Origin of the sequence: Algoriphagus iocasae, from assembly GCF_014206875.1 — a bacterium.
GTDB lineage: Bacteria > Bacteroidota > Bacteroidia > Cytophagales > Cyclobacteriaceae > Algoriphagus > Algoriphagus iocasae.
The window spans coordinates 1628041-1654519 of sequence record NZ_JACIJO010000001.1; the positions used below are offsets into that span (position 1 = coordinate 1628041).

The window sequence follows — 26479 nt, forward strand, 5'->3', positions numbered from 1 at the left end:
ATTAGGAGAATCTGAATTACTATTGGCAAAAAAGTAACCAAAAGCAAAATGGCTTTTGGTTGTCCTTAAAACACAGTTTTCAATTTATATGGGGAAAAAAAAGAGCAAAAAAATACCCACAATGTGGATTTAATTGAAGGCAATATATCTAGTAAATAATTGCATTATTTTTCTAGAATTTATCCTTGCAAAATTCCTCTTAAGCGCCAAAAATATTTTCCAATAACTTGTTAAGCTTAAAACTCCCCATTTGATCTGCGATACATAGCAATATTTGAAAAAATTATTTCTGGTCCAGAGTATTTCAAGAAGTGATTTATGGGGACTTTATTTATTTATTTTCAGGAATAGAGATGATTTCAAATCTGTCCAATAATCAAATAAGAATTTTTACAGAAATTTTTTAATGAGGCTTGTAACATTTCGGTGCTTTTATTCTCCAAGCAATAAAAACGAAATTATGAAAAAGCTTATTTGTTACTTGTTGTTGTCCTTCTTGTTTGTCTCAATTTCCCAGGGGCAAAATGCATTCAGGGTAGAGCGGAAAGGAACTGGTAAACCCATCCTTTTTCTTCCTGGGTTTGGTAGTTCAGGAGATGTTTGGGATCCTTTAATTTCAAAGTTTCCTGAGCATGAATCCATCACTTTGACTTATGCCGGATTTGATGGAGTGTCCCCGATCGAATTTCCTTGGTATAGTCAGATCAGTGATCAACTGATCAATTTTGTTAAAGAAAATAATTTAAATGGACTGACGGTAGTAGGCCATAGCATGGGAGGAAACTTGGCTGTGGAACTAGCCAAAGCAATTCCAGATAGAATTGCTCAAATAATCATAGTGGACGCCTTGCCATGTATGAGAGAGGTGATGATGCCTGGGGTACCTGCTTCTGCTTTTGCTTATGATAGTCCATACAATGACCAACTTTTGAAAATGAATACCACTGACTTTGAATCTTATGCGAGTCAAATGGCGCAAGGAATGGCTTCAAACGTGAAGGACCAAGAGCTGCTAAAAGAATGGTTTTTAGCTGCTGACCGTCAAGTATTTGTAAATGGGTATACGGACTTACTTAAATTGGATCTCAGGGACGGAATGGAGAGCATTGTTGCTCCAGTATTAATTTTGGTGGCGGATCAGCCTTTTGGAGATCAGGCTCTAGAAACTATGAAAATTCAATATCAAGGACTGAAAAACAAAGAATTTAAAATGGCCAAAAATAGCAGGCATTTTATCATGATGGATCAACCTGAATGGATGGCTCAAGAACTTCAGCGATTTATTGAACAGTGAGAGAATCAAAAAAAGATCTGTTTTCCCAACTCTTTGGACAATACCAGGCCATGGTATTTCAGCTTGCCCTAGGTTTTGTCAAAGGAGATCGGGATCAAGCGGATGATTTGAGTCAAGAGGTATTTATCCAAGTCTGGAATCATCTGGATGGATTCAGAAAGCAATCCTCTTATAAAACCTGGATTTACCGAATCACTGTGAATTGCTGTCTGGGATATCTTAAGAAAACAAAGCGGGAATCTTTTATTCAAAAATCTTCCGAAAACCCAATTGATCATATTGATGAAGCACCTGAGAATACTCAAAACACACTGGATAAATTATACTGGGCTATGGGGCAATTGGATGACCTCGACAGGCTGATTGTCACCATGTTGCTCGAGGAGTTGTCTTATGAAGAGATTTCTGAGGTTCTGGGGGTCTCCCCATCAAATTTGCGAGTGAAGATCCACCGGGTCAAAAAGAAACTAAAAAAACTGATGAATCATGAATGAACTTCCTAAAAATATTTTGGATAGCTGGAAAACTGTTCAGGGATCCATTAAACCTAAAGCCGTTGCCACTGAGCAACTGGTCGAAAAAGCCACTAGAATCAAAAAGAAAAGCTTAAAGCTCCAATGGGGTAATCTTATCCTTTTGAGTGTTACCTTAATCGGTATAACTATCTGTTGGCGACTTTTTTTTCCATTTCAGGAACAATTAAGCCAGGTAGGAGTGGCCTTGATGTTGGGAAGCTTGTTATTACGCGTTTTGGGAGAGGCTTATTCAGTGGTCAACTTTGGTGAACGCAAGTTCACGGGAAGTGCTTCTAAAAAGCTTCAGCAAGATGAAAAATATCTAGACTTAAGGACAAAAATAAACGGTGTTCTTACCTATTCCTGCCTCACTGTATATAGTCTGGGTTTTTTGATGTTGTATCCTGAATTTTCTCTGTATATCCCACTTTTTTATATGGTACTGATTTACGGTTCCTATATGCTGATGGTAGTGATTTGGGTATTGATCATCCGGAAAAATGTGAAACAGGAAACCAAAGACTTAAAGAATGTAATAGAATTAAGGAGAGAACTTTGCCAAGATTCTTGAATTGTCCCCATTTAGTGAAATGTGCTTTGAGAGCTACTGATTATTGACTTCTTGCATACACTTTATCATGATTGGTCCTTCCGATTTTAAATTAAATGATTACCCGCAATGTTACCAGTTTTAAAGAATGAGTTTTGAAAGTCGCGGATAATCGACCATCAGCGATAGCCCACTGTCCACAGGACGTTGAGAGATATTTCAAAGTAGAAGCAACATCAATCCAATCATTTTAAGTGAACTGACTACAATTTAAAAGTGAGGTTTCAGTGATTTTTAAGAAAAAGAAGAAAATTTGGTGGATTTCTTAAAAAACATGGGGTTGTTTTAAAAAAAAACTCCTCTTGTTAATAGAATTTGGGTTTCATTAATTAAAAGAATCATCTTTTATCTTCGTAAGAAGTATTAGGTGATTTTTTTTGAATTCAATATTTTAGGTTTCGGAAAAAGATTAAAACCAAAAAAATAAGATATGGGCATTGGTAAATACAGAATATCAATTCATTCAATTCTTTACTTTTTTTTAGTTTGCCCAATTACATTCTTGATTAGTTGCAATTCGGATAATGATAAAAATGATTCTTATCCCGAATCCTTTGATGATAGAATTACTATTTCTTTGATTGCTTCAAGCCCCGATATTGTCACTCCAATTGGGATTACCATAGATAAACAAGATCAAATTTATTTTTTGGAGTCACATACCCATACGCCATTAAGTGAATACCAAGGGCCAAAATTTGATAGGATTATGAAGGGTATCGACTCTAATGGAGATGGTATCCCCGAAAGTTGGAAGATTTATGCCGATAGCATTATGGATGGTATGAATTTATTTTCTGGTCCAGACAATCATATTTTTCTCACTTCAAAAGATGGAGCTTTTAGCTTTTCTGATACTGACCAAGATGGTGTTGCCGATGTGAAAAACACCTTGCTTCGAATGGTAGAGCCCGACAATGTTTATGATCATGCAGGGATTTTGGGATTGACAATCCAGAATGAATGGATTTATATAAGTCGTGGAAATACAGGGGGCTTGAAGTGGAAAATACAAGGATCCGATGGAAGAGAATTGAATGGGTATGGTGATGGAGGTAATGTTTTCCGCTGTAAGCTCGATGGTTCGGAATTAGAAGAAGTCGCCACCGGGTTTTGGAACCCATTTGATTTGAAATTTGATCATTTAGGTAAATTAATGCTGATAGACAATGATCCTGATAGTAGAGGACCAAACCGGCTCCTTGAAATTGTAAAAGGCGGGGATTATGGATATCAGTCTATTTATGGAGGAAGCGGAATTCATCCTTTTTTGGCATGGAATGGAGAATTGCCCGGTACTTTACCTTATTCGGCGGGTCTGGGCGAGGCTCCATCTGGATTGCTTGATGCAGCATTTTCCAATTTACCGAAAGATTATGCTAGGAGCTTATTGGTAAGTATTTGGGAAGAGAATAGTATCGTAACTGTTCCTCTTCTTGATGGTGAAAATAGGATTTATGGTGAGCCAAAAATTCTTTTCAAGGGTGATAGTACTTTTCACCCGGTAGCTTTTGCCACAAATTCCAAAGGTGATATTTATTTAACAGATTGGGTAAAGCGGGCATATCCAAATCATGGCCTGGGTAAAATTTGGAAAATATCTGGACCCCAGAACGAACCGATTCATGTAGATAGGGTCCTTCACAAGAATGGATTTGATCAGAGGATTGAAAATTTGGATAGTCCTGATAAAATGAAGGCTCTATTGAAAAATGGAGACCCATTTGAGCAGGCGGTTGCCAGAGATCAGTTGTTGAAATTGATTTCAAAGGAAGATCTTATTTCTATGTTGGAAGGTTCGGACAAAGAATTGCAAATGCAAGCATTATTGATGCTTCAAAAAACTGATTTTGAAGTTTCAGATACTATTTTAAAATCATTGCTGAGGGATCAAGACCCTAAAATACAGCAAATGACCATGATCTACATTGCTACCAAGGGGAGAGTGGAACTAAAAGGGGAATTGGAGAAAGCACTTCGTGAGAATAAAATCCCAACTTATTTATTTGATACGTTCTTAGCTACAATAAGCCATTTGGACCCTGAATATGTCAGTAATTATGCTTCAAAAGAGGAAGTCTATAGCAGAGGGTTGAAAAGGAAATTGCCCAAAGATTATGTGTTTAATCTGGTAAAAGATCCTGCTATCCCTGCCGAAGTGAAGAGTATTGCAATTCCTTATATTGATCAACCTTATGAGCACGTCCAGGATTTATTGGAGCTCCTTCAAAATGAGCCAATTGTGGTAAAGGCAGCATTACTTCAAACGTTCAAGAAAATACCCAACAAGGAAGCTGAATCAGTGATGTTAGGTTTGGCAGAAAATGAACAGGTTTTGGATGAAATCCGATCTGATGCTATTATAGCATTAAGCTACAATGGTAATTCTTACTGCCAAAAGATGACAGCTTTATTGAAAGATGATTCGGAATTGATACAGGAAACCGCACTCAATTATTTATGCTCATGTAGCGATGACCAAGGAATAGCTTCTTTGGTTAAATCTACAATTAACAAGAATGAAAGACTAGAGGCCATTTGGAATAACTGCGGAGGAGAAACCCCATCCACTGTAAATGGAACAGAGAATTTATCCGAATTAATTACTTCAGGAGATCCTGTACGAGGGAAAATGATTTTTCAATTGCAGAAATCTCAATGTACAAATTGTCATCAGGTGGACGGCTGGGGAGGTATATTGGGTCCTGACTTATCGAACATCGGTAGCAGTAAAAATGAAAATCTTTTGGTTAGTGCTATTTTAGAGCCATCGGCAGAAATTTCTCCGGAATGGCAAGGTTGGTATCTAGTTAATGAAGAAGGAAAAACTGTTTATGGAAGGCAGATTGATGTAGGTTCAAATGAAGTTGAAATCATGATGCAGAATGGAGAGTTTGAAACATTTAAAAATGTCAAAGAATTCGGTCCCTCAGAAAAGTCTTTGATGCCTGAAAATCTTATAAATCAATTTACTACAGCAGAGTTTATTGATTTGATTGCCTATTTAAAAACGTTGAACTAAGATTATGAAGAATTCACCGAGAAGGAATTTCCTTAAGAAAACTACATCGTTGATGGCTGTGGCCTCAGGTATTCCAATCTTGGGAAAGGCACAGGATCTGTCCAAAGAGGCTCCAGATTATGTATCATCAAACATAGAAATACCAGATAATCCACTTGTATTGTTTGATAATTTTCACACAGGAAACAGGAGAAGTTATTCCATAAAAGCCAGATTTGAATCAGCAAAAAAGGCTGGATTTGATGGGTTTGAATTCGTTTCGATTGATCCTGATTCCGATTTGTGGAAGGAAGCGATGGAATTGAAGGAAGTGAGCGACTTTAAAGTTTTTGGATTGCACTGGACTACAAATACTGTAGTAGACAAAAATGCGAATCAGATTGATTCTGCCATAGAGGGAATTGTAAAAGCTGTGGAAGCCTGCGCTAACAATAGAATTGATTACATGAGTCTTTCCCTAAGTGGAACTGATGAACTTGGTGGTCCTACTATTCAGGAAAGTGGTTCCGCAAAAGCGGAAGAGAGGCATTGGGAACGGGCATTTAAGATTATTGCAGCTTTTGATGCTGCCTGTAAAAGTTTTGGTGTTACCGGATCATTATACCCTCATACCCATTGGCTTTGTGATACACCGGAGTCCCAAGTCAAAATTCTGGAAGGGGCAAATGCCAATTCAATCGGTCCGGCTTTTTGTTCACATCACTGGTATGCAAATAAAGCTGCCGCTGGTTTAGAGGAAGTTTTGGATTACTCCATCATGAAAAAATTAAATTATGTGGTGTTGACAAATGGAAAGTTCAGCGGTACCAATTTTCCTGCGGTGAGATTTAATGAAGGTGAAATTGATATGGCTTGGGTCTACGCTAATATTATAAAATTCGGCTACAAAGGTCCTATTTCCTCCCAAGGTTGGGCAATAGGAGGAGATCCTTTTCAATCAAGTAAATTATTTGTGGATACGATGCGTGATTTAAAGAAACGCTTTAGAGATCAGCCTGATCTATGGCCACTCATTTAAGAAACACTAAATTTTGAAAAGGCTTCGATTGAATAAAAAGATATTTTAGACTTAACCTTCAAAGTTAATTATGCCCCGGGATGGGCTCTTTTTTTTAACTTTTCAGGGATGTTTTGTTTCACTATTCTGAAGTCATTGTTTTGAAAATCCTGAAATATTTCCGATCCGACGGTGGGTTCATTTACTTTGAAAAGTGGGCCATAGCTGGATGATTCTTCGACAACCATGTTTTTCCCTACCCAATTATTTATCAAGCTCAATTGTTTTTCTTCAAGATTTTCCTGGTTGTATGGAAACGGAATAGCCAAGTCAAACCCATAGTTTCTTACAGAAATATTGTCTTTTATTACTACATCTTGAAAGTTTGGAGACCTTAAATCTATCCCTCCCGTGGGTGCAGACCAATGGTTTGGACTGCCATTTCTTACTACGGTATTATTGTAGATTTCTATATTCTTCCGCATTAGGTTATTTCCCCAAATACCAAAGTAGATTCCCGAACCTCTATTGTCCCGGATTAGATTGTGATGAAATTTAATTCCGTCAACGATGGAATTTTCGCCTTCTACCGAAATTACGAAGCCCCATTCATTTTCATAAGCCACATTTTCATACAATTCTATATTCTTCAACTCTCCAAACCAAGCATCCACATAGAGTGCTTGCCTTTTCAGATGATGTACCACATTATGATGAACTTTTCCATTTTGGCTGACTTCCTTCACGTCGATGCCTTCTTTGTCGCAATGATGAATCTCATTTTGATAGATTTCAAAATTAGTTGCACCTGCTACTGTCAAAGCTTCATGAGGAGCTTCAGAACCTACTTTTCGCCCCGGTGTGGCCATTTCCATTCTATTTGCACCTGTTATTTCACAATCAAAAACTTTCGTATTGTCTGAATACCATAAGCCAATGCCCGAGCCAAACGTATTGTCAATTTTGCAGTTCGAAATTTCAATATGAGCAGTTTCTGGACCCCGGACAATGATCCCTTGAGAGTGACTGTTTCTTACTTGAATCCCATGAATTCTGAAGTACTGGCTATTTGAAATGAGTACCACTGCATGATGATCTGTGCTTAAATGCTTTCCCTCAGAATCAAATAGATAATCTTTGCCTTCTAACATTACAGGTAGGTTTTTGTAGTTGCTTAATGTAATCCACTGGTTTTCCGTACCTGATTTTTCTATTAAAAGTCCTTTCTCCAATTCATAAACACCTGTTAGCAAATAAACAGTATCTCCCGGGTTAGCTTCCGATAACCCACGTTCTATGGTATTAAAGGGCTGGTCCAATGTTCCATTTCCTTGCTGCTCCTGATCTGGTGAAACAAACCAAGACCTCGGGTTTGCCTTTTGACTATTAGAGTGAAATAAATGGATTGTTAGAGAAGAAAATAAAATTAGTAGGTATGATTTTGGGGTCATTTTAGCTTAAGTATGATTCTTTGAAATAGAAGTTTCTCAAGAATAAGAGAATGATTTTCCTTTATTAACCCCATTGCTTTAAGTTTTTCTTGTTTGATTTTAGTTACTTAACTCACTCAAACAGGTTTTTTAATACCTATTATGAAATCAACAGGCTCACTATATTTTTATGAAGCGATTTTCTGATTATAAGTACTGGCTAGTTGTATTTATTCTCATTTTTTCATGTCAGGAGAAAGATCAGGGAAATGTGATTTCACTCTCAGAGGGTGATTTGATTGAGAAAGGAAGAGTCCTATCGGAATCTAAATGTGGATCATGTCATCTATATCCAGAACCTGAAATTCTAGACAAACAGACTTGGCTTACAAGTGTATTGCCGGCAATGAAACCGTATATCATTTCTGATGAAAAGGAAGATCAATGGAAATTCTGGTTGCCTAAAAATAAATCTAAAAGTTCAGAGAAGGAATATGAGGCAATCGCTACGTTTTATGAAGCAAATGCACCTTCATCCTTAACTGTTTCATCTTTAGATAATCCCTCTCCAGGGATCCCAGGTTTCAAAGTAGAAACTCCAATACTTGATGAAAAAAGACTTAACCTAAGCACATTTGTTTTATTTGATTCACTAACTAACCGCATTTGGGTAGGGGATAGATTGAAGATGATCTATGGGATTAATCCTCAGAATTTTATTGTAGAAGAAAAAATAGAAGTTGGAAGTACCCCGGTTCAATTGACTGGGATTGATTCTACTACTATTGAAGTGCTAACCATGGGGGAGATGGACCCTTCGGACTATTATAAAGGTGAATTAATTAGCTACGACCTTTCTTCTAAAAGATCAAGCATACTACTGGATAGCTTAAATAGACCCGTTTATTTCAGGCTCTATGATCAAAATGCTTTAGAAAATAAAAAGTGGCTTGTATCTGAATTTGGCAATCTTGAAGGAGCATTAAGCATACAATCACCTGATAGTAATGAGCTGTTGGTCAATTTACCCGGTTGTAGGAAATCCATCCAAATTGATTGGGATCTTGATGGAGATTTGGACATCCTAGCTGGTTTTGGACAAGCTAAAGAATCTCTTTATTGGATTGAAAATAAAGGAGAGGGAAGGTTTGAAAATCATTTGTTGGAAGAGTTTCATCCTGCATTTGGCTTAAGTGATTTGGCAGTGAAAGATGTTAATAAAGACGGATACCCAGATATCATTTTAGTAAATGGAGACAATGCGGATTTGTCTCCAATTATCAAACCTTATCATGGTGTCAGGATTTATTTAGGAAGTGGAAATAGACAACTTGAATTAAATTGGTTTTACCCAATTCCGGGAGCCATGAGTCTCGTGGCTGAAGATTTTGATGAAGATGGAAGCTTAGAAATGGCTGTAGTATCTTTCTTTCCTGATTTTAGAAATGATGAAAGGGTAGATTGGTTATATTTTGATTCTTTGGAAGTTGAAAATAAGTCAGTTTTCAGATTGCCTGTTCCTTTGCTTGGAAAATGGTTGACCATATCCTCTGGTGATATTGATCTAGACGGGGATTTAGATATTCTCACTGGTTCTTTTATGTTTCAGCCTGGAGTGAATTATGCTGAAGAACAAGAGTTTTGGTCTGAAGACTGGTCGCCATTTATTGTACTGAGAAATCAATTAAAATAAAGTTTTAGAAGCCTAATTTTATGAAGAACAATATTTTAATTTGTTATCTCTTCAGACAATTGTAAAAACAGAATTTAATTTTATACAAGTTAATATTAAAATTTTTTATTTTGATTTAAGAATCTGATTCCAAATTTAATTGGTGGCATTTCAAAAAAAATAAAATATTTTGGGGTCATTTTTTTATTTATTGTCTCTTACACTAAAGGAAGCTAAATACTTTCCAATGTCCAATAACCCCAAAATGACCATTTCTACGGCCCGAATTTCTTTGTTTAACAAAGAAGTCGTAAAAATATTTGAAAGTAAATCTGATTTAGAAGTTTGGAATTCTTTCAATAAAGGAGATGAAATGGCTTTCAATTATCTCTATAGAACCTACGCAGGAGTATTGTTTCAATTTGGCTGTCAATTTTCTAAAGATCAAATGCTTGTTCAGGATAGCATCCAAAATCTCTTTATATCTCTGAGGAAAAAGCGAGGGAGTCTAAGTGAAGTTTCTAACATCAAAGGTTATTTACTTAGGTCTATCCAAAGAGAGGTGCTCAGAAACGGAAAAAAAACAAGCTCAAAGATGGTTTTAGATGATTCTCAAATGGATTCTTTTTTTCAAATAGAGTTATCCCCTGAAACATCATTTATCCAAAGAGAATCTGCAGATCAAAGAAAAATTCAATTACAAGAAGCTTTAAAAAAATTGACAGCAAAGCAAAGGCAGGCTATTCTCTTGTTCTATGAAGAAGAACTGAGTTATAAAGAAATCGCTCAAATAATGGATTTTAATGAAGTGAAGTCTGCTAGAAAATTGATTTATAGGGCATTGTCCAGTTTAAAAGAATTTATTAAACCTACTATTTAAATTCCTATGGAATTTGAGAGAAACCATATGAAATACGAGGATTATAAACTTGAACACTTTCTATGTGATGAGTTTTTTGTCAAGTGGGTAAAGAACCCTGATGAAAACACCAAACACTTTTGGGAAAAGTGGCTTGTAGCAAATCCTCAAAAAAGAGAAATAGTATTTGAAGCTGCACAGTTTATAAAAAGCATCACCTACCAAGAGAGGCCTGAATTATCAAATGAAGCATATCTCGAACTGTTTGAGAATATTATCCGATTTGAGGAGGGTGAATTAAGCGCTAAAAAGAAGACTACACGGGAGGGGAGTTGGTTCTCTTTTTTTTCTCTTCGAAAAATAGCAGCTGTATTGCTATGCTGTTTTTGTACCTGGGTGATCTGGGATATTTTCAAAAGTTATGATAAAGAGCTAAAAACAGAGACGCATTTGATTACCAAATCCAATCCAAAAGGTATTAAATCAAGTATTGGTCTATCTGATGGAACTATCATCCACTTAAACTCAGATTCAGAATTGATATATCCGAGTGAGTTTTCTGACAGTTTAAGATTGGTCACACTTAAAGGAGAAGCTTTTTTTGAAGTCAGCAAAGAAAGTAGGCCATTTAAAGTTCAGATGGATCAGGCTGTTGTAGAGGTATTGGGTACTGAGTTTAATGTCAATCAATCTTCCAACAATCAATTTGCTGTTGCCCTGATTTCAGGCAAAGTAAAGGTGAATGATAATCTGGGGAATCAAGTTGTACTGGATCCTTCGGAAATGCTGGTTATGGAAAAAGACGGCAATTTTTACAAGTCAACATTTGACTCTCTGGAAATAGTGGGTTGGAAGGATAAGAATTTGATTTTTAATGAAGATGATTTCTCAGAAGTGAAATCAAAGCTTGAAAACTGGTACGGGATAGAGATTTCCATAAAGGGACAAGTAAGTAAAAAATGGGCTTATACGGGCCAATATCACGATGAAATATTAACAAACGTTTTGGAAGGGATTAAACAAACTTCCAGAATTCAATACAAGATTAACGGAAAGAGAGTGGAAATAACATTATAACCCAAAATACTAAACCTATGAAATATCTTAATAGCCCCTAAATAAAGGCAGTAGAAGCTCTAAAAGAGCTTCCAACTGCCTAATTATTTTGCCTGAAGGAGCGCTAACCATTCCAGGCAAATGTTCAAGTTTTTGACCACTTAAACCATAACAATTATATGAAAAAATATATACGGGGACAACTCATCATGCTATCTAAGAGATTACTCTACGGATTCATTTTTCAACTGATTTTTTGTACGGTTCTATTAGCCAGTAATGGGAATGCACAAAGGAAAACTATTGATCAAGTAAATGTAACACTGAGTGTGAATGAATCCTCACTGTTGCAATTGTTTAGAAAAATCGAAAACCAGTCTGGATTTGAATTTTCTTATAATTCAGAAAAAATCGATTTAAATCAAAGGGTGACTGCAAATGCAAGTAAACAAAGTGTTTATGCCGTTTTGGAGGACTTAGCGAAGAAAACTGGACTTAGCTTTGTTCAAATCAATAACAATATCCACGTCAAGCAAAATAAGAATGGGACTCGGGTAACCATTCAAGTAAAGCAGCTGGTTTTAATAAGTGGGATAGTTAGGGATTCCAATGGTGAGCCTCTTCCTGGTGTTACTATTTTAAAAGAGGGGACAACCCAGGGTACAGTTTCTGATTTGGAAGGTAGGTATGAAATCAATGCTGAAGAAGGGGATTATTTACTATTCTCTTTTATAGGCTTTGATGAGCAGAGAGTACAAGTTGGCAACCAGAATACCATCAATATCACCTTGAGAGAAAATGCCCAGAATCTTGAAGAGGTGATTGTCATAGGATATGGTGAAAAAAGCAGGAAACTAATGACTGAATCCATCGGTACTGTAAATTCAAAAGAAATCACAAAATTACCTATTGCTTCTGCAGATCAATCATTGCAAGGAAGAATTTCTGGAGTTCAGGTGACATCTGTTGATGGAACTCCAGGTGCACCAGTTTCCGTAAGGATAAGAGGAGTTGGTACCGTTGGAAATACCCAGCCACTATTTGTCGTTGACGGTGTTCCAGTTGGCAACAATTCAGATGGGGTAACTAATCCACTGACTACAATCAACCCTTCTGACATTGAAAGTATCTCAGTTTTAAAAGATGCCTCCGCAGCTGCTGTTTATGGTGTGAGAGCCGCAAACGGGGTGGTACTAATTACAACTAAACGGGGAAAGAAAGGCAAACCAACAGTTAATTTTGATGCCTATTATGGTGTTCAGAAAATTGCAAAATTCAATGAATATAACACTACAGACGAATGGATTGCTTTGACTCAGGATGCATTTGATGCTGCCAATGTTCAAAATGGATTTAGCCCTGGAGATGCAAGTTATCAGGAACTTCATCCAGATTTAGTATCAGGAAGCCCTATAAGAAATAGGAGTAATGAGAAAAATTGGAAGGAAGAAGCATTAAATAAAAATGCCCCAATTCAGAATTACAACCTAAGTGTATCAGGAGGTAATGATGACTATAATTATTTTGTTTCCGGAGGATATTTTGCCCAAGAGGCAACGGTACAGAAATGGGACTTGAAACGATATAATTTTAGAGCTAACTCTGATTTTAAAATCAATAAGCGCTTAAAATTGGGTCAAACATTTACTGTTTCCCATCAGGAAATTGAGAGAGGTATGAATGGTAGAGGAGATGGTTTCTTACTTCAAAATTCACTCACAATGCCACCTTTTTTCAATATTTATGAGGATCCATCCAACCCAATACCAGGAAACCGCTATGGATATGATGGAAATTCTGATTTGGCAGGTCTTACGATTGCTAACCAAATAGGAATTAATCAGATTGTTCAGAACAATGACAGGTTGACAAGGATGCTGGGTAGCATCTATGGTGAGTTTGAGATTTTTAAAGGACTTACCTATAAATCTATGGTTTCAGTGGATTACTTGACTACAAGAAATGACTCATGGAGACCAGAGTATCTTGTTTCTGAGGTGGGTTTAAATAGACCAGGTAACGAATTTAATGATTCGAGAGGAGAATCCGTTTCCCAGGTTTTTACCAATACATTGAATTATTTTAAAGTATTTGGAAACCATTCTATTGATATACTGGCTGGAATAGAATATCAAAAAAACACCAATACCTCTCTCGCAGTAAGAGGAAGTGATTTCATTAGTAATGCTCCTGACTTTTATCAAGTAGTTAAAAACGGTCGAGGAGATCCTAATGTAGGAGGTGGAGCAGGTCAAGGTTCTTTTGTAGGATATTTAGGAAGAGCTTCTTATAATTTTAAGGATAAATACCTTTTGACCGGTACAATTAGAAGGGATGGAACAAGTGCCTTTTCACCTGAAAATAATAGAAGATGGGGGACTTTTCCTTCCTTTTCAGCAGCTTGGCGCGTCAGCCAGGAAGACTTTTTCTCTGAGTCAGGACTGATCTCAGAAATGAAAATCAGAGCGAGTTGGGGACAACTTGGAAATTCAAATACTACATCTTATCCTCATATTTTCAGAGTTTCTACGACACCTGATTATGGAAGCGGAAGTACAACCATCCAGGCGCCAACTCCAATTAATTTTGTGAACAAGGATGTGGTTTGGGAAACAGTGGAAACCATCGACTTTGGAGTTGATTTAGGCTTATTTGATAATAAAGTAGACTTATTGGTTACATATTATGACAGAACTACCAAGGACTTCTTGTATTCTTTGCCTTTGCCAAATATTACTGGATTTGGAAGTACTCCAGTAAACCTTGGAAGTGTAAGTAACAAAGGGATAGAGATAGAAATTGGTTATGCTAAGACATTTTCAAACGGACTTCAATTAACACTGAATGGTAATTTTACCACTATCAAGAATAGATTGGAGGAATTGGCACCAGGTATTGAGGAATTTTCTTCAAATGATGCTTATAGAACTGCTGTTGGCCAACCAATCGGATATTTCTTTGGGTATAAAACCGATGGGATTTATCAAACGCAAGAAGAAATCGATGCTATTTTCACAGGAGGTTTTGAGGATAAAAATGCACCTCAAGGACCTCGGGCAGGGGATGTGAAATTTCTTGATGTTAACGGGCCGGGAGAAGAAGGTGCTCAGTTTTCAGGAGAACCAGATGGTTTGATAGATTTTAATGACAGAACCTACCTGGGTAAAACCATTCCAACATATTTCTATGGTTTGAATATCGGTCTAAACTATAAGTCATTTGATTTTTCAATGCTATGGCAAGGAGTAGGAGATGTTCAGGTTTACAATCAGGTGAGACAAAGTAATTTAAATCTTACTGGTGGTGGCAGAAATATGTTAGTGGAATCTCAGGAAAGATGGACTGGACCTGGTACAAGTAATTCAGTACCTAGGGCCATTAGTGGCGACCCGAATCAAAATGGTCGCTTTTCAGATAGGTTTGTGGAAGATGCAGGGTTTTTAAGACTTAGAAATGTTCAGTTTGGATTTAGCTTGCCAAGAAATGTGTTGGACAAAATGAACGGTTTCAATACTGGCCGAATCTACTTGGCTGCCTCTAACCTTTTCACTTTCACAAAATACACTGGAATGGATCCGGAAGTGATGACTTATGGGTCAAATTCTAACCAGATAGGTGCTGGTACCGATGGAGGAAATATGCCTCAACCAAGAATTGTTCAAATGGGTATCCAGCTTCAGTTTTAATCTCTAAATCCAATAACATGAATACTAGAAATATATCTATAGCAATGATTCTCCTTGTTGGACTAATAGCAGGATGTGAAAATAAACTTGACTTACAACCATTAGGAGAATTAAACTCTGAGACGTTTTATAGAACTTTTGAAGATTTTGAGGCTGCTTCATTATCTCCATATAGTACCATTCTTAATTTTTATTATGAACAAAACGGCAGAGGATTTTACAACGGAATAGAATATCCTTCGGATGATAGTCGTCACGGCGGACAGGGGATTGATAATAACAACGACTTTAACTGGTTACCCAATAACGGGGATTTTGGATGGTTGTTTTCAGAGAGTTATAAGGGAGTCATGAGAGCGAATGTGATTTTAAATTCTCTTCCAAACTCTGAGTTGTCTGATGAAGATAAAGCTCGGTTTGAAGCAGAGGCAAAGTTCATCCGGTCTTATTTCTATTTTGTTCTTGCAACCAATTGGGGAACACCTCCTTTGATTTCTGAACTGATAACTACCATTGCCGATTCCCAGGTTGGAAATAGCCAACCCGGCGAGGTTTTGGATTTAGTTGAAACGGATTTAGCTTTTGCCAAAGAAAATCTTCCAAGTTCATGGTCGGGAACTGATGTGGGAAGGGCAACTTCTGGTGCTGCGCAGGCATTTTTAGGAAAAGTGTACTTATATCGTCAAAAGTATAGCTTGGCTGCAACAGAATTAAACGCAGTCATCGATAGTGGTACTTATTCACTTCAGGATAATTTTGGAGATAATTTCAGTGAAAGTCTTGAAAATAATTCGGAATCAATCTTTGAAATTCAATTTACCCGAGGTGATTTCAACCCTTGGTTGCCAGTAGATTCAGGCTTGGCGGGGAATGAAAATATCGGTCATGCCGGTACAGGAAGAACTATTGTATTCAGAGCCTCTTGTTTTCTGGGGAATTGTGCTCCAGGAGCCAATGGCCAAGGCTATGGTAGGATGCACGTTACTGAAGATCTTCAGAATGAGTTTGAAGAGAATGATCCAAGAATTCCTTTTACTTTCTATAGAGAAGGAGATGATTATTTCGGTACACCATATAGTCAAACTTGGTCCATTACCGGAGCAACTCCCTCAAAATATCTTTTAGATTATGTCTCTTACGCGCAACCAAATGCGGGATCGAATAATGAACGAGTAATTCGCTTGGCAGACGTGTATTTGATGGCTGCAGAAGCGGAATTGCTTGGAAATAACAATGTTCAAAAAGCAATGGATTATGTAAATATGGTCAGAAGGAGAGCGGATCCAACTGGTGAAATATTGCCAGAACGTTCTGGAAGTTCATCCTTAGATGAAGCAATGGAATTTATCATGCATGAAAGGAGAGTTGAACTTGCTTTTGAAGGTCATAGATACGCTGACCTAGTGAGATGGCATCAAGCTGGTGTAATTAATATACCTCAAGATGTTGATTTTGGTGACCCTGCAAATGAAAATTGGTCTGAGACCAATTTATTGAAGCCATATCCTCAGAGAGAACTTGATTTAATCTCTTCTTTATCCCAGAATCCTGGATATTAATAGAGTTTTTTGCAGGAAGGAGATTCTGTTTTCCTTCCTGCATTTATTTTTTTGTATTTTGATTAAGCCCAAAATGAAACCTTAAAATGATCCGATGGAATCTTTCTTATTTAATCATCCTCATATTTTTGGGTTGCCAATCGTCGGATTCAAGTGTCTTTGAACTCCTTGATTCTAAATCTTCAGGTATTACTTTTTCAAATACAATAGCAATTTCAGATTCGTTGAATGCATTGGTTTTTGAGTACGTGTACAATGGTGCCGGGATTGGTGTAGCTGATTTTGATAAAGATGGTTTGATGGATCTTTTTTTTGCAGGTAATCAAATCCCTAGCCAGGTTTATTTGAATAAAGGGAGCTTAAAATTTGAAGATATCACCCTTAAGACAGGAATTAATACAAAAAACATATGGTGCACAGGAGTCAGTATCGTTGATATTAACCAAGACTCTTATCCAGATATTTATCTCAGTGTAGCGGGTTATTCTAAAGAAGAAACCAGAAATCTATTGTATGTCAATCAAGGCGACTTAACATTTAAAGAGGAAGCAAAAAAGTATGGAATCGATGATCCGGGATATGGTACCCAAGCAGTGTTTTTCGATTATGATCGAGATGGAGACCTTGATCTCTATGTCTTAAATAACGCTTTGGAAAATTTCAACAGAGGTAATATCAAGCCAAAGGTTTTAGATGGATCTGCGAAGAGCAATGATAAATTATATAGAAATGAGGGGGATGGAAATTATATAGATGTCACATTTCAAGCAGGAATACTTAAAGAAGGTTGGGGACTCGGAGTTTCAGTCTCGGATTTAAATGGAGACGGATGGCCGGATATTTATGTGTCAAATGATTTTTTATCGAATGATCTGATGTATATCAATCAGACGGATGGAACATTTGCTGATGAAATAAACAGTAGAGTAAGCCATCAGACTTTTAACGGGATGGGCAATGATGTCGCGGATTATAATAATGATGGCTGGACTGATATTGTGGTTATGGACATGTTGCCGATGGATAATTACAGGGAGAAAATGATGCTCATGCCGGCAAGTTACAATCAGTTTCAAATGTCATTGCTGCAGGGGTATCAGCCTCAATATGTCAGGAATACACTTCAATTGAATCAAGGGGGAGTTTTTAGCGAAATTGGCCAACTGGCAGGGATTGCAAAGACAGATTGGAGCTGGGCTAGTTTATTTGCTGATTTTGACCTAGATGGGAATAAAGATCTATTTATAACCAATGGATATAGAAAGGATGTTACCAATTTAGATTACATCGTTTATACTCAAAGTGAATCCGCATTTGGGACAAAAGAATCCAATAAAAGAGATATTATTTCCGAGATGAATAATCTGGAAGGAGTAAAACTTCATAATTTTTTATTTCAAAATCAGGGAGATCTTACTTTCAGGGACCAAAGTCTAAATTGGGGATTGGAACTAGAGACTTTTTCTAATGGAGCTGTTTATGCTGATTTGGATAACGATGGTGATTTGGAATTGGTAACCAATAACATCGATCAGGAAGCATCCCTTTTTAAAAACAATTCCATCGAAAATTCAATTGGGAATTCTTCCTATATCAGGATAAACCTTGAAGGTCCTCCAGGGAACTTAGAAGCTATCGGAGCTAAAATCTGGATAAAAACTGCAAATGGAATTCAATTGCTGGAAAAGTCACCTGTAAGAGGTTATAAATCTTCTGTAGACCCAAGATTGATTTTTGGAGTAAAGAGAAATGAAGAAATCGATTTATTACTAGTTCAATGGCCTGATGGTAATTATCAATCTGTGGATTTTCCAGATTTAAATACTGAGATTCTGGTAAAATATCAGCCCAATCAATCTGAATTACCTTCAATAATTTCTGGAAAGGGCCAAACCTATTTTGAAGAAACCAATATCCCAGGTTTAGACTATCGACATGTTGAAGATGATTTCAATGACTTTGAAATTCAAGGAGCACTACCAAGAAAGTTTTCGCAGGATGGACCTACAACTTCCACAGGAGATTTAAATGGAGATGGATTGTTGGATATTTTTATTGGTGGATCTGCAGGTTTGGCTGCAAGCATTTATCTTCAGGATCAACAAGCTAATTTTCATTTTGAGGAATTTGATGCGTCAATTCCTTTTCATGATGCAAGTGCTGTGATAATGGATGCCAATGGAGATCATTATCAAGATTTAGTGGTAGCTAGTGGAGGAAGTCAATTTGAACCAGGAAGTTCTAGATATTTTGATAGGCTGTATTTAGGTAATAAAGATGGAGGCTTTGAATATGATTCAACGGCTTTTCCTCTCCATCCAAACAATACCTCTGTGATCAAAGCTGGAGATATTGATTTAGACGGGGACATGGATTTAATAGTGGGAGGAGGTGTTTTACCTGGTTATTTCCCACTTGCAGCGGACACCTATATTTTAATCAACCAATCTGGAAAATTCAGTAGGAAGGAGATTGAGCTTAAAAGCATAGCCCAAAAGATTGGAATCGTTAGGGACTTGGAACTTTCAGACATCAACAAGGATGGTTATCTGGATTTGCTTATTGCTGAAGAATGGGGAAAAGTAAGGATATTTTTAAATCATAATGGTCAATTGAAAGAATCTGATTTCGGTCAAGCCGATTTGATACCTTTTGGCTGGTGGTGCAGTATAATCCCAGGAGATTTTGATCAGGATGGGGATGAAGATTTTATTATTGGTAATATGGGGGAGAACCAATTGTTTAAACCTAATCGAGATCAGGCTGCTAAAGTATATTACAGTGACTTTGATAAAAATGGTACTGCCGAACCCATCATCACTTACTTTAATCAGGGTATTGAAGTGGTAAAAATGCCCAGAGATCTTTTAATCAGTCAAATCCCTGTAATTAAAAAGCGATTCCCAAATTATAAAAGTTATGCTGTAGCCAGCTTACTGGAAACCTTTAGAGAGGATGAGCTTTCCCCGGCTCTAGAGAAAAAAGTAGAATATGCTCAATCTATTTATCTTGAAAATCTTGGTGACTTGAATTTTAATTTGGTTCCTCTACCCATTGAAGCTCAATTTTCTCCGATTTTAGACGGAGAAGTCATTGATGTAAACCAAGATGGTTATTTAGATCTGGTCTACGTGGGAAATGATTATGGAATGGAAGTACAATCAGGAAGACAAGATGCTTCTTTGGGTGGAGTTTTGATGTTTGACCCTAATATGGGATTTAAATTTTTATCAAGTTTTAAGAGCGGTTTGACCATAAATGGAAATGTCAAAAGTATTAATAAAATCAAGCTTGCTTCTGGGGATGAAGTTTTTTTTAATGTTTTGAATAGAGATAAAGCATTGATTTACAAGAGTAAATAGTCGTTTGATTAAATGAAATTGGCAATGAAATTTAGAAAGACGTTGAAACAAAAATCATTAGGCCTAAAAAATTATCTACTGATTTTTCTGATTTTTTCCTTATTCCAAACGAAGAGTTTATTTGCCCAGGAAACAGGAAAGCTGCCAAATATCATCTGGCTAATAGCCGAGGATATAAGTCCAGCTTTAGGGGCTTATGGAGATCCTTATGCTTATACTCCTAACATTGACAAATTAGCCTCCCGTGGAGTCGTTTATTCGAATGCCTGGACAGTTGCTCCAATTTGTGCTCCCTCCAGGTCCAGTTTGATAACGGGGATTTATCCTACTTCTCTAGGTACACAGCACTTAAGGTCGGAAATTGAATTCCCTTCTAAACTCAATACCCTTCCAGAACTCCTGAAAGCAGAAGGTTATTTTGTTACCAACAGAGACAAAACGGATTATAATTTTTCAGCTGAGGGAATTTATGATCATTGGTCTTCCCAAATTACCCCTTGGAGAAATAGAACTTCAACCGAGCCGTTTTTCAGTTTTATCAATATTGGGCCATCCCATGAAGGATCTGTAAACAATCCAGAAAATTATAAAAGGTTTACTCAAGGTTTAGACCCTTCCTTAATTCATGATCCCAATGATGTACAACTTCCTCCTTATTATCCAGATAGTAAAGAAACCAGAGAAGTTTGGGCTCATTACTATGATATTTTGACGGTTTTGGATAGAAATGTAGGAGAGGTGTTGGATTCCCTTCAGGCAGATGGTTTACTAGAGGAGACGATTATTTTTTTTATTGCTGACCACGGATTTGGGATGCCACGCTATAAAAGATGGTTAAACAAAACCGGAATGCATGTACCATTCATTCTGTCTGTTCCAGAAAAATTTCAAGATTGGGCAGGTTTGGATAGCCTGGTAGAAAAAAAGGATGAATTGGTGAGTTTCATTGATTTGGCGCCTTCAGTTCTCTCCCTGGCTGGAGCAGAAATTCCAGCCTATTTTGAGGGCACACCTTTTTTAGGCCCACAAGCAATTGGTAAAAGCAAGAGAGAATTTGCTTTTGGAGCCAGAGATAGGGCCGATGATATGGTAGAAATGTCCCGTTCTGTGACAGATGGGGATTATATCTATATCAGACATTTTATGCCCCATTTGCCCTATATTCAGGAAGGGTTTATTTTTTCCAATGTGAAAGTTGCTTTCAAGGCATTGAGAGATCTGGAGAAAGTCGGTAAAACCAACGAGGAGCAACAGAAGCTATGGGAGCCTAAACCTATTGAGGAATTATATGATTTAAAAAATGATCCCTTCGAAACAAGGAACCTAGCCGATTCCCCTGAGTATGATCAAATCAAAGCAAGGCTTCAAACAAGACTTCACACCTGGATATTGGAATCCCATGATTTAGGCCTATTGGCAGAGGCTGAATATATGACTAGAAGTAGCAGCTCAACTCCTTACGAATATGGAAAAAGTCAAGATTATGCTGTTGAAAGAATTCTCTTGGAAGCCGAAAAAGTAGGGATTGCGACTGAAGAGAAACTCATTTCTGGATTAAAAGATCAGGAGAGCGGGGTACGATATTGGGCGGTTATGGGAATTAGGCAATTGAAAAGTATCAAAGAGGAAACTGCAGTTCTTTTGAAAAACCTTCTAAAAGATGAGTCTGCTTCAGTACAAATTGTAGCTGCTGAGACCTTATCACATTTTGGATATCAAGAAGGTGTTGTAGAAGTGTTGGAAAGATGGGTTCAGGATGATAGGCCATGGTTAGCGTTGATGGCTGCAAGGAACTTGCTATTAATTGGTCCAAATGCCCGTCCTGCTATCCCAGTAATGTACCAAGTGCTTGATAAAAATTTAAGCCAACCTGGTTCTCAAAGGAAATATAAGGATGCCAATTTCGCATCTTTTACAAGTTGGGCTTTGGAATGGGCTCTTCAGGAGTTAGGGGAATCAATAACTGTCAATTAAGATGAAAAGATCCATCAATCTACTTTTCTTGATCTGTTTAATTAATTCCTGTCAGAAGCCTTCCGAACCTCCCTTAAAGCCAATAAAGAATGTCATTGTAATTCTTGCAGACGACCATGCCCTTAAGGTAACAGGGACCTATGGGAATGATTTAATCAGGACTCCAAACATTGATAGGCTTGCTAAAGAAGGAGTGAAGTTTACTAATGCCTACTGTAACTCTCCTATTTGTAGTGCTTCAAGGCAGTCCTTGCTGACTGGGAAATATCCCCACGCCACTGGAGTAAATTTGCTTTTCACTCCATTTCCAGATGAAAGTAATGTTACTATAGCAGAATATCTAAGAGACGAAGGCTTTCAGACAGCGTTGATAGGGAAGAGTCATTTCAACAATGGTTTTTGGTCACAACTTTACCCTGATGGTCTTCCTAATCATGGCTTTGATACTTGGATAGAAAATGCTTCCTATCAGGATTTTTTAAAGAAGAGTAATCCTCCAGAAATAACTACAAGCATTCAAACCTATCAAGGAGGAGATCCCGCAAAAGAAATCGCGAAATGGATGAATAGTCAAAATCTACCTCATCCTATACAAGACGAGTATAGCCAAGGAACCTTTTATGCAAATGAGGCGGCAAAGTTTATTTCTGAAAACAATGAGAAACCGTTTTTCTTATGGACGGCTTTCTTCCAACCTCACCATCCTTACTACTATCCTGTTGAATATACTGGTATATACCAAGCTGAAGATATGACTCTTCCAGTGGGCAGCCCGGAAGATGAACGATGGATTCCTGCAAAATTTCGGGAGTTATCTGATCAGGAGAGAAAAGGTATTATAGCTGCCTATTATACTTCAACAGAATACATGGATAAAAACATAGGGATTATTCTTGATGCGGTGAGGGAAAATAATTTAGAAGAAAATACCATGATTTTGTATATCAGCGACAACGGATACCTTTTAAATGATCATAGACGATTTGAGAAGCATACGATGTGGGATGAAGCAGTTAGGCAACCTTTAATCATTAAAACACCAGGGAATCAGGTAAATTCAATTGAAAAATCAGCATTGGTTGAATACATAGATATAGTTCCGACTATTATTGATTGGTTGGGATTGGAAACTATGAAGAATGCGCAAGGCTCAAGTTTTTTACCAATCCTGAACGAAGAAAAAGACGATCATAAGACTTTTGTTTTCTCTGAATATTTGGAAGATAACATGGCCATGGTGGCAAATACAGAATGGAAATATGTTTTTACCACAGGGAGTAGGGATTTAGGAATTGGTTACCAGACTGGATTTGGACCTTCTGGTATTGTACATAGACTCTACGATCTAAAGGAAGATCCTAATGAGTCAAAAGACGTTTCCAAAAACCCTGAGAACAGGAAAATACTTAGTGAATTGCAAAATGAAATGCTGAATCGATTTATGGAAACTCACCCAGATGCTGCTGATTGCCCCAAAAATCTAACATTGGAAGGGAAGTTGGTTTGGTTTTGCGAACCAAGGGATATCGGTGTTGATCAATCATTGGTAGATAAACCAGTGAGGGTATTTCAGAAAAATTAAAAGGAGCTTTTTCTAAAATTAACTTTAATTCCTTATTGACTTTTCCAAAGATTTTACTCGGAATACATAAAATTTAAAAGATCTATCATGCTAAGAAGATATATAACACTCTTTGTTTTTTTGTTGAGTCCATTTTTGCTGCAATCTCAAACCAAAAAAAATGCTCCTTGGATTTCTTATCCTTCTGCAAATGTGACGGATTACGGGGTTTATCACTTTAGAAAGACATTTGACTTAAAAGAGGTTCCTGAAAATCTCCTTGTCCACGTTTCTGCGGATAATAGATATAACCTATTCGTCAACGGACAACGGGTATCATATGGCCCTGCAAAAGGAGATTTCAAGACTTACAATTATGATGTTTTGGATATAGCACCTTTTTTAACTAGTGGGGATAATGTAATTGCTGCACTAGTTTACAATGGGGGAAAAGATAAACCTTTGGCATTTTTCTCCGCTCAAACTGCTTTTATGCTAGATGTGGAAGAAGAAGATTTTGACTTTTTGAGGACAGATGCAAGTTGGAAAGTGTTTGAAAATCCTGCCTATTCCGTTATTTCTTATCAAGAAATGCTATTTGATGAGCGATGGTTTTATGGGTTTTATGCTTGTGGTGGTGGAGACCAAGTCAATGGCAACAAATACCCTTGGGGATGGGAAGAATTACAGTTCGATGAAAGTTCCTGGCTAAATGCTGAACCCCTTCATTTTGATGGAAATGCTCCCTGGAATCTAGTCCCTAGAAAAATTCCTTTTATGGCATCCCATTCGGTTTATCCTCAAAGTATCAGAGAAATAACCGGTTTTGATGAAAAATCAGGCGCTTGGAATGGTCGAAGTAAAATTACCATTCCTTCCAATACTGAGGCTACTGTTTTGATTGATTTTGAAGTGTTGACCATGGGATATCCTGAGCTTACTACTTCAGGAGGAGAAAACAGTTCCATTAAAATTAAATATGCGGAGGCGCTATACGAGGAGGTAAACCTCAAAGCACATAGGGATTCGGTGGCTAATTTGACCATGTATGGGGTCTGGGATATTTTCCAGACAGATGGAAAGCCATCCAGAACGTTTAGACCCTTATGGAAAAGGACTTTTCGATACGTCAAATTGGAAATAAAAACTCAAGATAAGCCTCTGGAAATTTTATCATTTATAAATGAATATTCTGGTTATCCTTACCCAGATATGGCAACATTTGTAAGTGATGATTCAAAACTAAATGAGGTTTTTACGATCAGTAAGCGAACATTACAAATGTGCTCAGGGGAAACATACTACGATACACCCTATTACGAGCAATTAAGTTATGGTGGTGATAATAGACCCATTGCAAATATCTCTACCTATAATTCAACAGATGATCGACTCTTAAGAGAGGTACTTCGACTATACACGCAATCTGAGAATAATGAAACGGGGCTTTTTAAGTCTGCCTATCCCTCTCGATTTGATTTTGATCAAGGCACTTGGTCAATGGCCTGGATTCAAACTTTGTTGGATTATTATGAAATGCGAGGGGATATGGATTTTATACTTCCTTTTGTTCCCAATATGGAGAAAATTCTAGGGTTTTATGAAAGGCATCTCGATGAAGAAACAGGGCTTATTGGAACTGTTAGAAACAAGAATTTCATTGATTGGAGTATCACAAAAGGCTCAATACCCAGAGCGAATGAACAAATGGAAATGGTCCAGTCCACCATGCTTACTATGTATTATGTCCATACCCTAGATTGTGCAGTGAAACTTTATAATTACATGGGTGATGAAGAAAAATCTATGCAATGGGCCAGAATTTCGGAAGAAATCAAATCTGCTATTCGGGAAAACAGCTGGGATGAAGAAAAAGGACTTTTCACTGACTATCCCAACAGCCAGGTTTTTTCTCAGCATACCAATATTTTGGCAATACTTTCTGATGTAGTTCCAGAAAATGAACAAAAAGACTTATTAAAAAGAGTGTTATCCTTCAAGGATTTTGATGAAATGGCAAGTTCATATTTTTCATTCTTTTTATTTAAGGCCATGCAGAAAACTGACCAAGAGGAATTGTACCTGGGAAATCTGGATTTCTGGTATGATTTCTTGGACAGGGGCTTGACAACCTGTGGGGAGACGGGCTTTGCTTCTCATGATAGATCTGATAGTCATGCTTGGAGTGCCCATCCAGCTTACTATTTTTTAAACTCAGTGGCAGGGATTAAATCAGCTGAAGTAGGGTTTAAATCAGTTTTGATTTCACCTCATTTGGGCTCCCTGACAGATTTAAAAGCTTCTATGCCGCATCCTAATGGAAAAATTAATGTCAGTTATGAAGTGAAAAGAGGAGAGTTGACGGCAGTTATTGAGCTGCCTAAAGGTTTAAAAGGAAATCTATCCTTAGATGGTAAATTAATTCCTTTAAATGAAGGTATAAATACGCTTAACCTTACTCTTTAAGCCTATTTTGCGCGGCTAAAGCTTTGCCATGGCTTGATCTTTCCTTCTTTTGTATCATTCAAAAGAACAATAAAGAAAGCTTTCAAAGGAGGACTGATCGTTAGTAATTAATCGTTGGGAATTTAAAGCAAGGAGACAGATTTGCGGCGAAGTTAAACCTAACCGTGTCTATCAAAATTGACTCTTATATAATCAGCTTCTTTAAGCTGAAATCCACTCATTTTTGAGGGCATAAATATGGTTCCTTTTTTGGAAAGAGACCTGATTGTGGTTTGATCTATGTATTCTTTTTTCAATAAATGTAAGATGGTGTGAATTCCCACAAGCCTTGCCTCCGGTCTTAGGAGGTGAGTTGATTTTTTATTGACCGTCATCGGTCATTAATGTCCGATTATTCAATGTCTCGTATAAAATAT

At 37.2% G+C, this 26479-nt stretch carries 15 protein-coding genes; 14 read left to right on the forward strand and 1 reads right to left on the reverse strand.

Annotated features, from left to right (window positions below):
* Positions 1-460: 460 nt before the first annotated feature.
* The 5 genes from FHS59_RS07060 (at position 461) to FHS59_RS07080 (ending at position 6459) form a co-directional block, all read left to right on the forward strand.
* The gene (locus tag FHS59_RS07060) at positions 461-1294 is read left to right on the forward strand and encodes an alpha/beta fold hydrolase (protein WP_184494338.1); all 834 of its coding nucleotides are present in this window, start codon (positions 461-463) and stop codon (positions 1292-1294) included.
* Complete coding sequence (locus FHS59_RS07065) at positions 1291-1788, forward strand: RNA polymerase sigma factor (RefSeq protein WP_184494340.1); 498 nt, start codon at positions 1291-1293, stop codon at positions 1786-1788. The genes FHS59_RS07060 and FHS59_RS07065 overlap by 4 nt, the downstream gene beginning before the upstream one ends.
* The gene (locus FHS59_RS07070; protein WP_184494342.1) at positions 1781-2380 is read left to right on the forward strand and encodes a hypothetical protein; all 600 of its coding nucleotides are present in this window, start codon (positions 1781-1783) and stop codon (positions 2378-2380) included. Before FHS59_RS07065 ends, FHS59_RS07070 begins: the two co-directional genes overlap by 8 nt.
* A gap of 541 nt (positions 2381-2921) precedes the next feature.
* Positions 2922-5441: a PVC-type heme-binding CxxCH protein gene (locus FHS59_RS07075; protein WP_184494344.1), complete on the forward strand. Its 2520-nt coding sequence runs from the start codon at positions 2922-2924 to the stop codon at positions 5439-5441.
* A gap of 4 nt (positions 5442-5445) precedes the next feature.
* A complete protein-coding gene (locus tag FHS59_RS07080) occupies positions 5446-6459 on the forward strand; it encodes a sugar phosphate isomerase/epimerase family protein (protein ID WP_184494346.1) in 1014 nt (337 codons plus the stop codon).
* 68 nt (positions 6460-6527) lie between these two features.
* Here FHS59_RS07080 and FHS59_RS07085 read toward each other — a convergent pair whose 3' ends face one another.
* Positions 6528-7889 (reverse strand): right-handed parallel beta-helix repeat-containing protein, encoded by a 1362-nt coding sequence (locus FHS59_RS07085; protein ID WP_184494348.1) that lies wholly within the window; start codon positions 7887-7889, stop codon positions 6528-6530.
* A gap of 169 nt (positions 7890-8058) precedes the next feature.
* On the opposite strand from FHS59_RS07085, the gene FHS59_RS07090 reads away from it, so the two are divergent.
* From FHS59_RS07090 to FHS59_RS07130, 9 genes are all read left to right on the forward strand, one after another.
* Positions 8059-9561, forward strand: coding sequence for an FG-GAP repeat domain-containing protein (locus FHS59_RS07090; protein WP_184494350.1), 1503 nt, complete (start codon positions 8059-8061; stop codon positions 9559-9561).
* A 226-nt stretch (positions 9562-9787) separates the two neighbouring features.
* Positions 9788-10420, forward strand: a complete 633-nt coding sequence (locus FHS59_RS07095; RefSeq protein ID WP_184494351.1) for an RNA polymerase sigma factor — start codon at positions 9788-9790, stop codon at positions 10418-10420.
* Between the two features lie 6 nt (positions 10421-10426).
* Positions 10427-11476 (forward strand): FecR family protein, encoded by a 1050-nt coding sequence (locus tag FHS59_RS07100; RefSeq protein ID WP_246388331.1) that lies wholly within the window; start codon positions 10427-10429, stop codon positions 11474-11476.
* Positions 11477-11634: 158 nt separating this feature from the next.
* Positions 11635-15141 (forward strand): TonB-dependent receptor, encoded by a 3507-nt coding sequence (locus FHS59_RS07105; RefSeq protein WP_184494353.1) that lies wholly within the window; start codon positions 11635-11637, stop codon positions 15139-15141.
* Positions 15142-15158: 17 nt separating this feature from the next.
* Positions 15159-16700: a RagB/SusD family nutrient uptake outer membrane protein gene (locus tag FHS59_RS07110; protein WP_184494355.1), complete on the forward strand. Its 1542-nt coding sequence runs from the start codon at positions 15159-15161 to the stop codon at positions 16698-16700.
* A gap of 86 nt (positions 16701-16786) precedes the next feature.
* Positions 16787-20062, forward strand: coding sequence for a VCBS repeat-containing protein (locus tag FHS59_RS07115; protein WP_184494357.1), 3276 nt, complete (start codon positions 16787-16789; stop codon positions 20060-20062).
* Positions 20063-20086: 24 nt separating this feature from the next.
* Positions 20087-22036, forward strand: a complete 1950-nt coding sequence (locus tag FHS59_RS07120) for a sulfatase-like hydrolase/transferase (RefSeq protein WP_184494359.1) — start codon at positions 20087-20089, stop codon at positions 22034-22036.
* A 1-nt stretch (position 22037) separates the two neighbouring features.
* On the forward strand, positions 22038-23618 hold the full coding sequence (locus tag FHS59_RS07125) for a sulfatase family protein (RefSeq protein WP_184494361.1): 1581 nt from the start codon (positions 22038-22040) through the stop codon (positions 23616-23618).
* 87 nt (positions 23619-23705) lie between these two features.
* On the forward strand, positions 23706-26063 hold the full coding sequence (locus FHS59_RS07130) for a family 78 glycoside hydrolase catalytic domain (RefSeq protein WP_246388333.1): 2358 nt from the start codon (positions 23706-23708) through the stop codon (positions 26061-26063).
* The last annotated feature ends 416 nt before the right edge of the window (positions 26064-26479 follow it).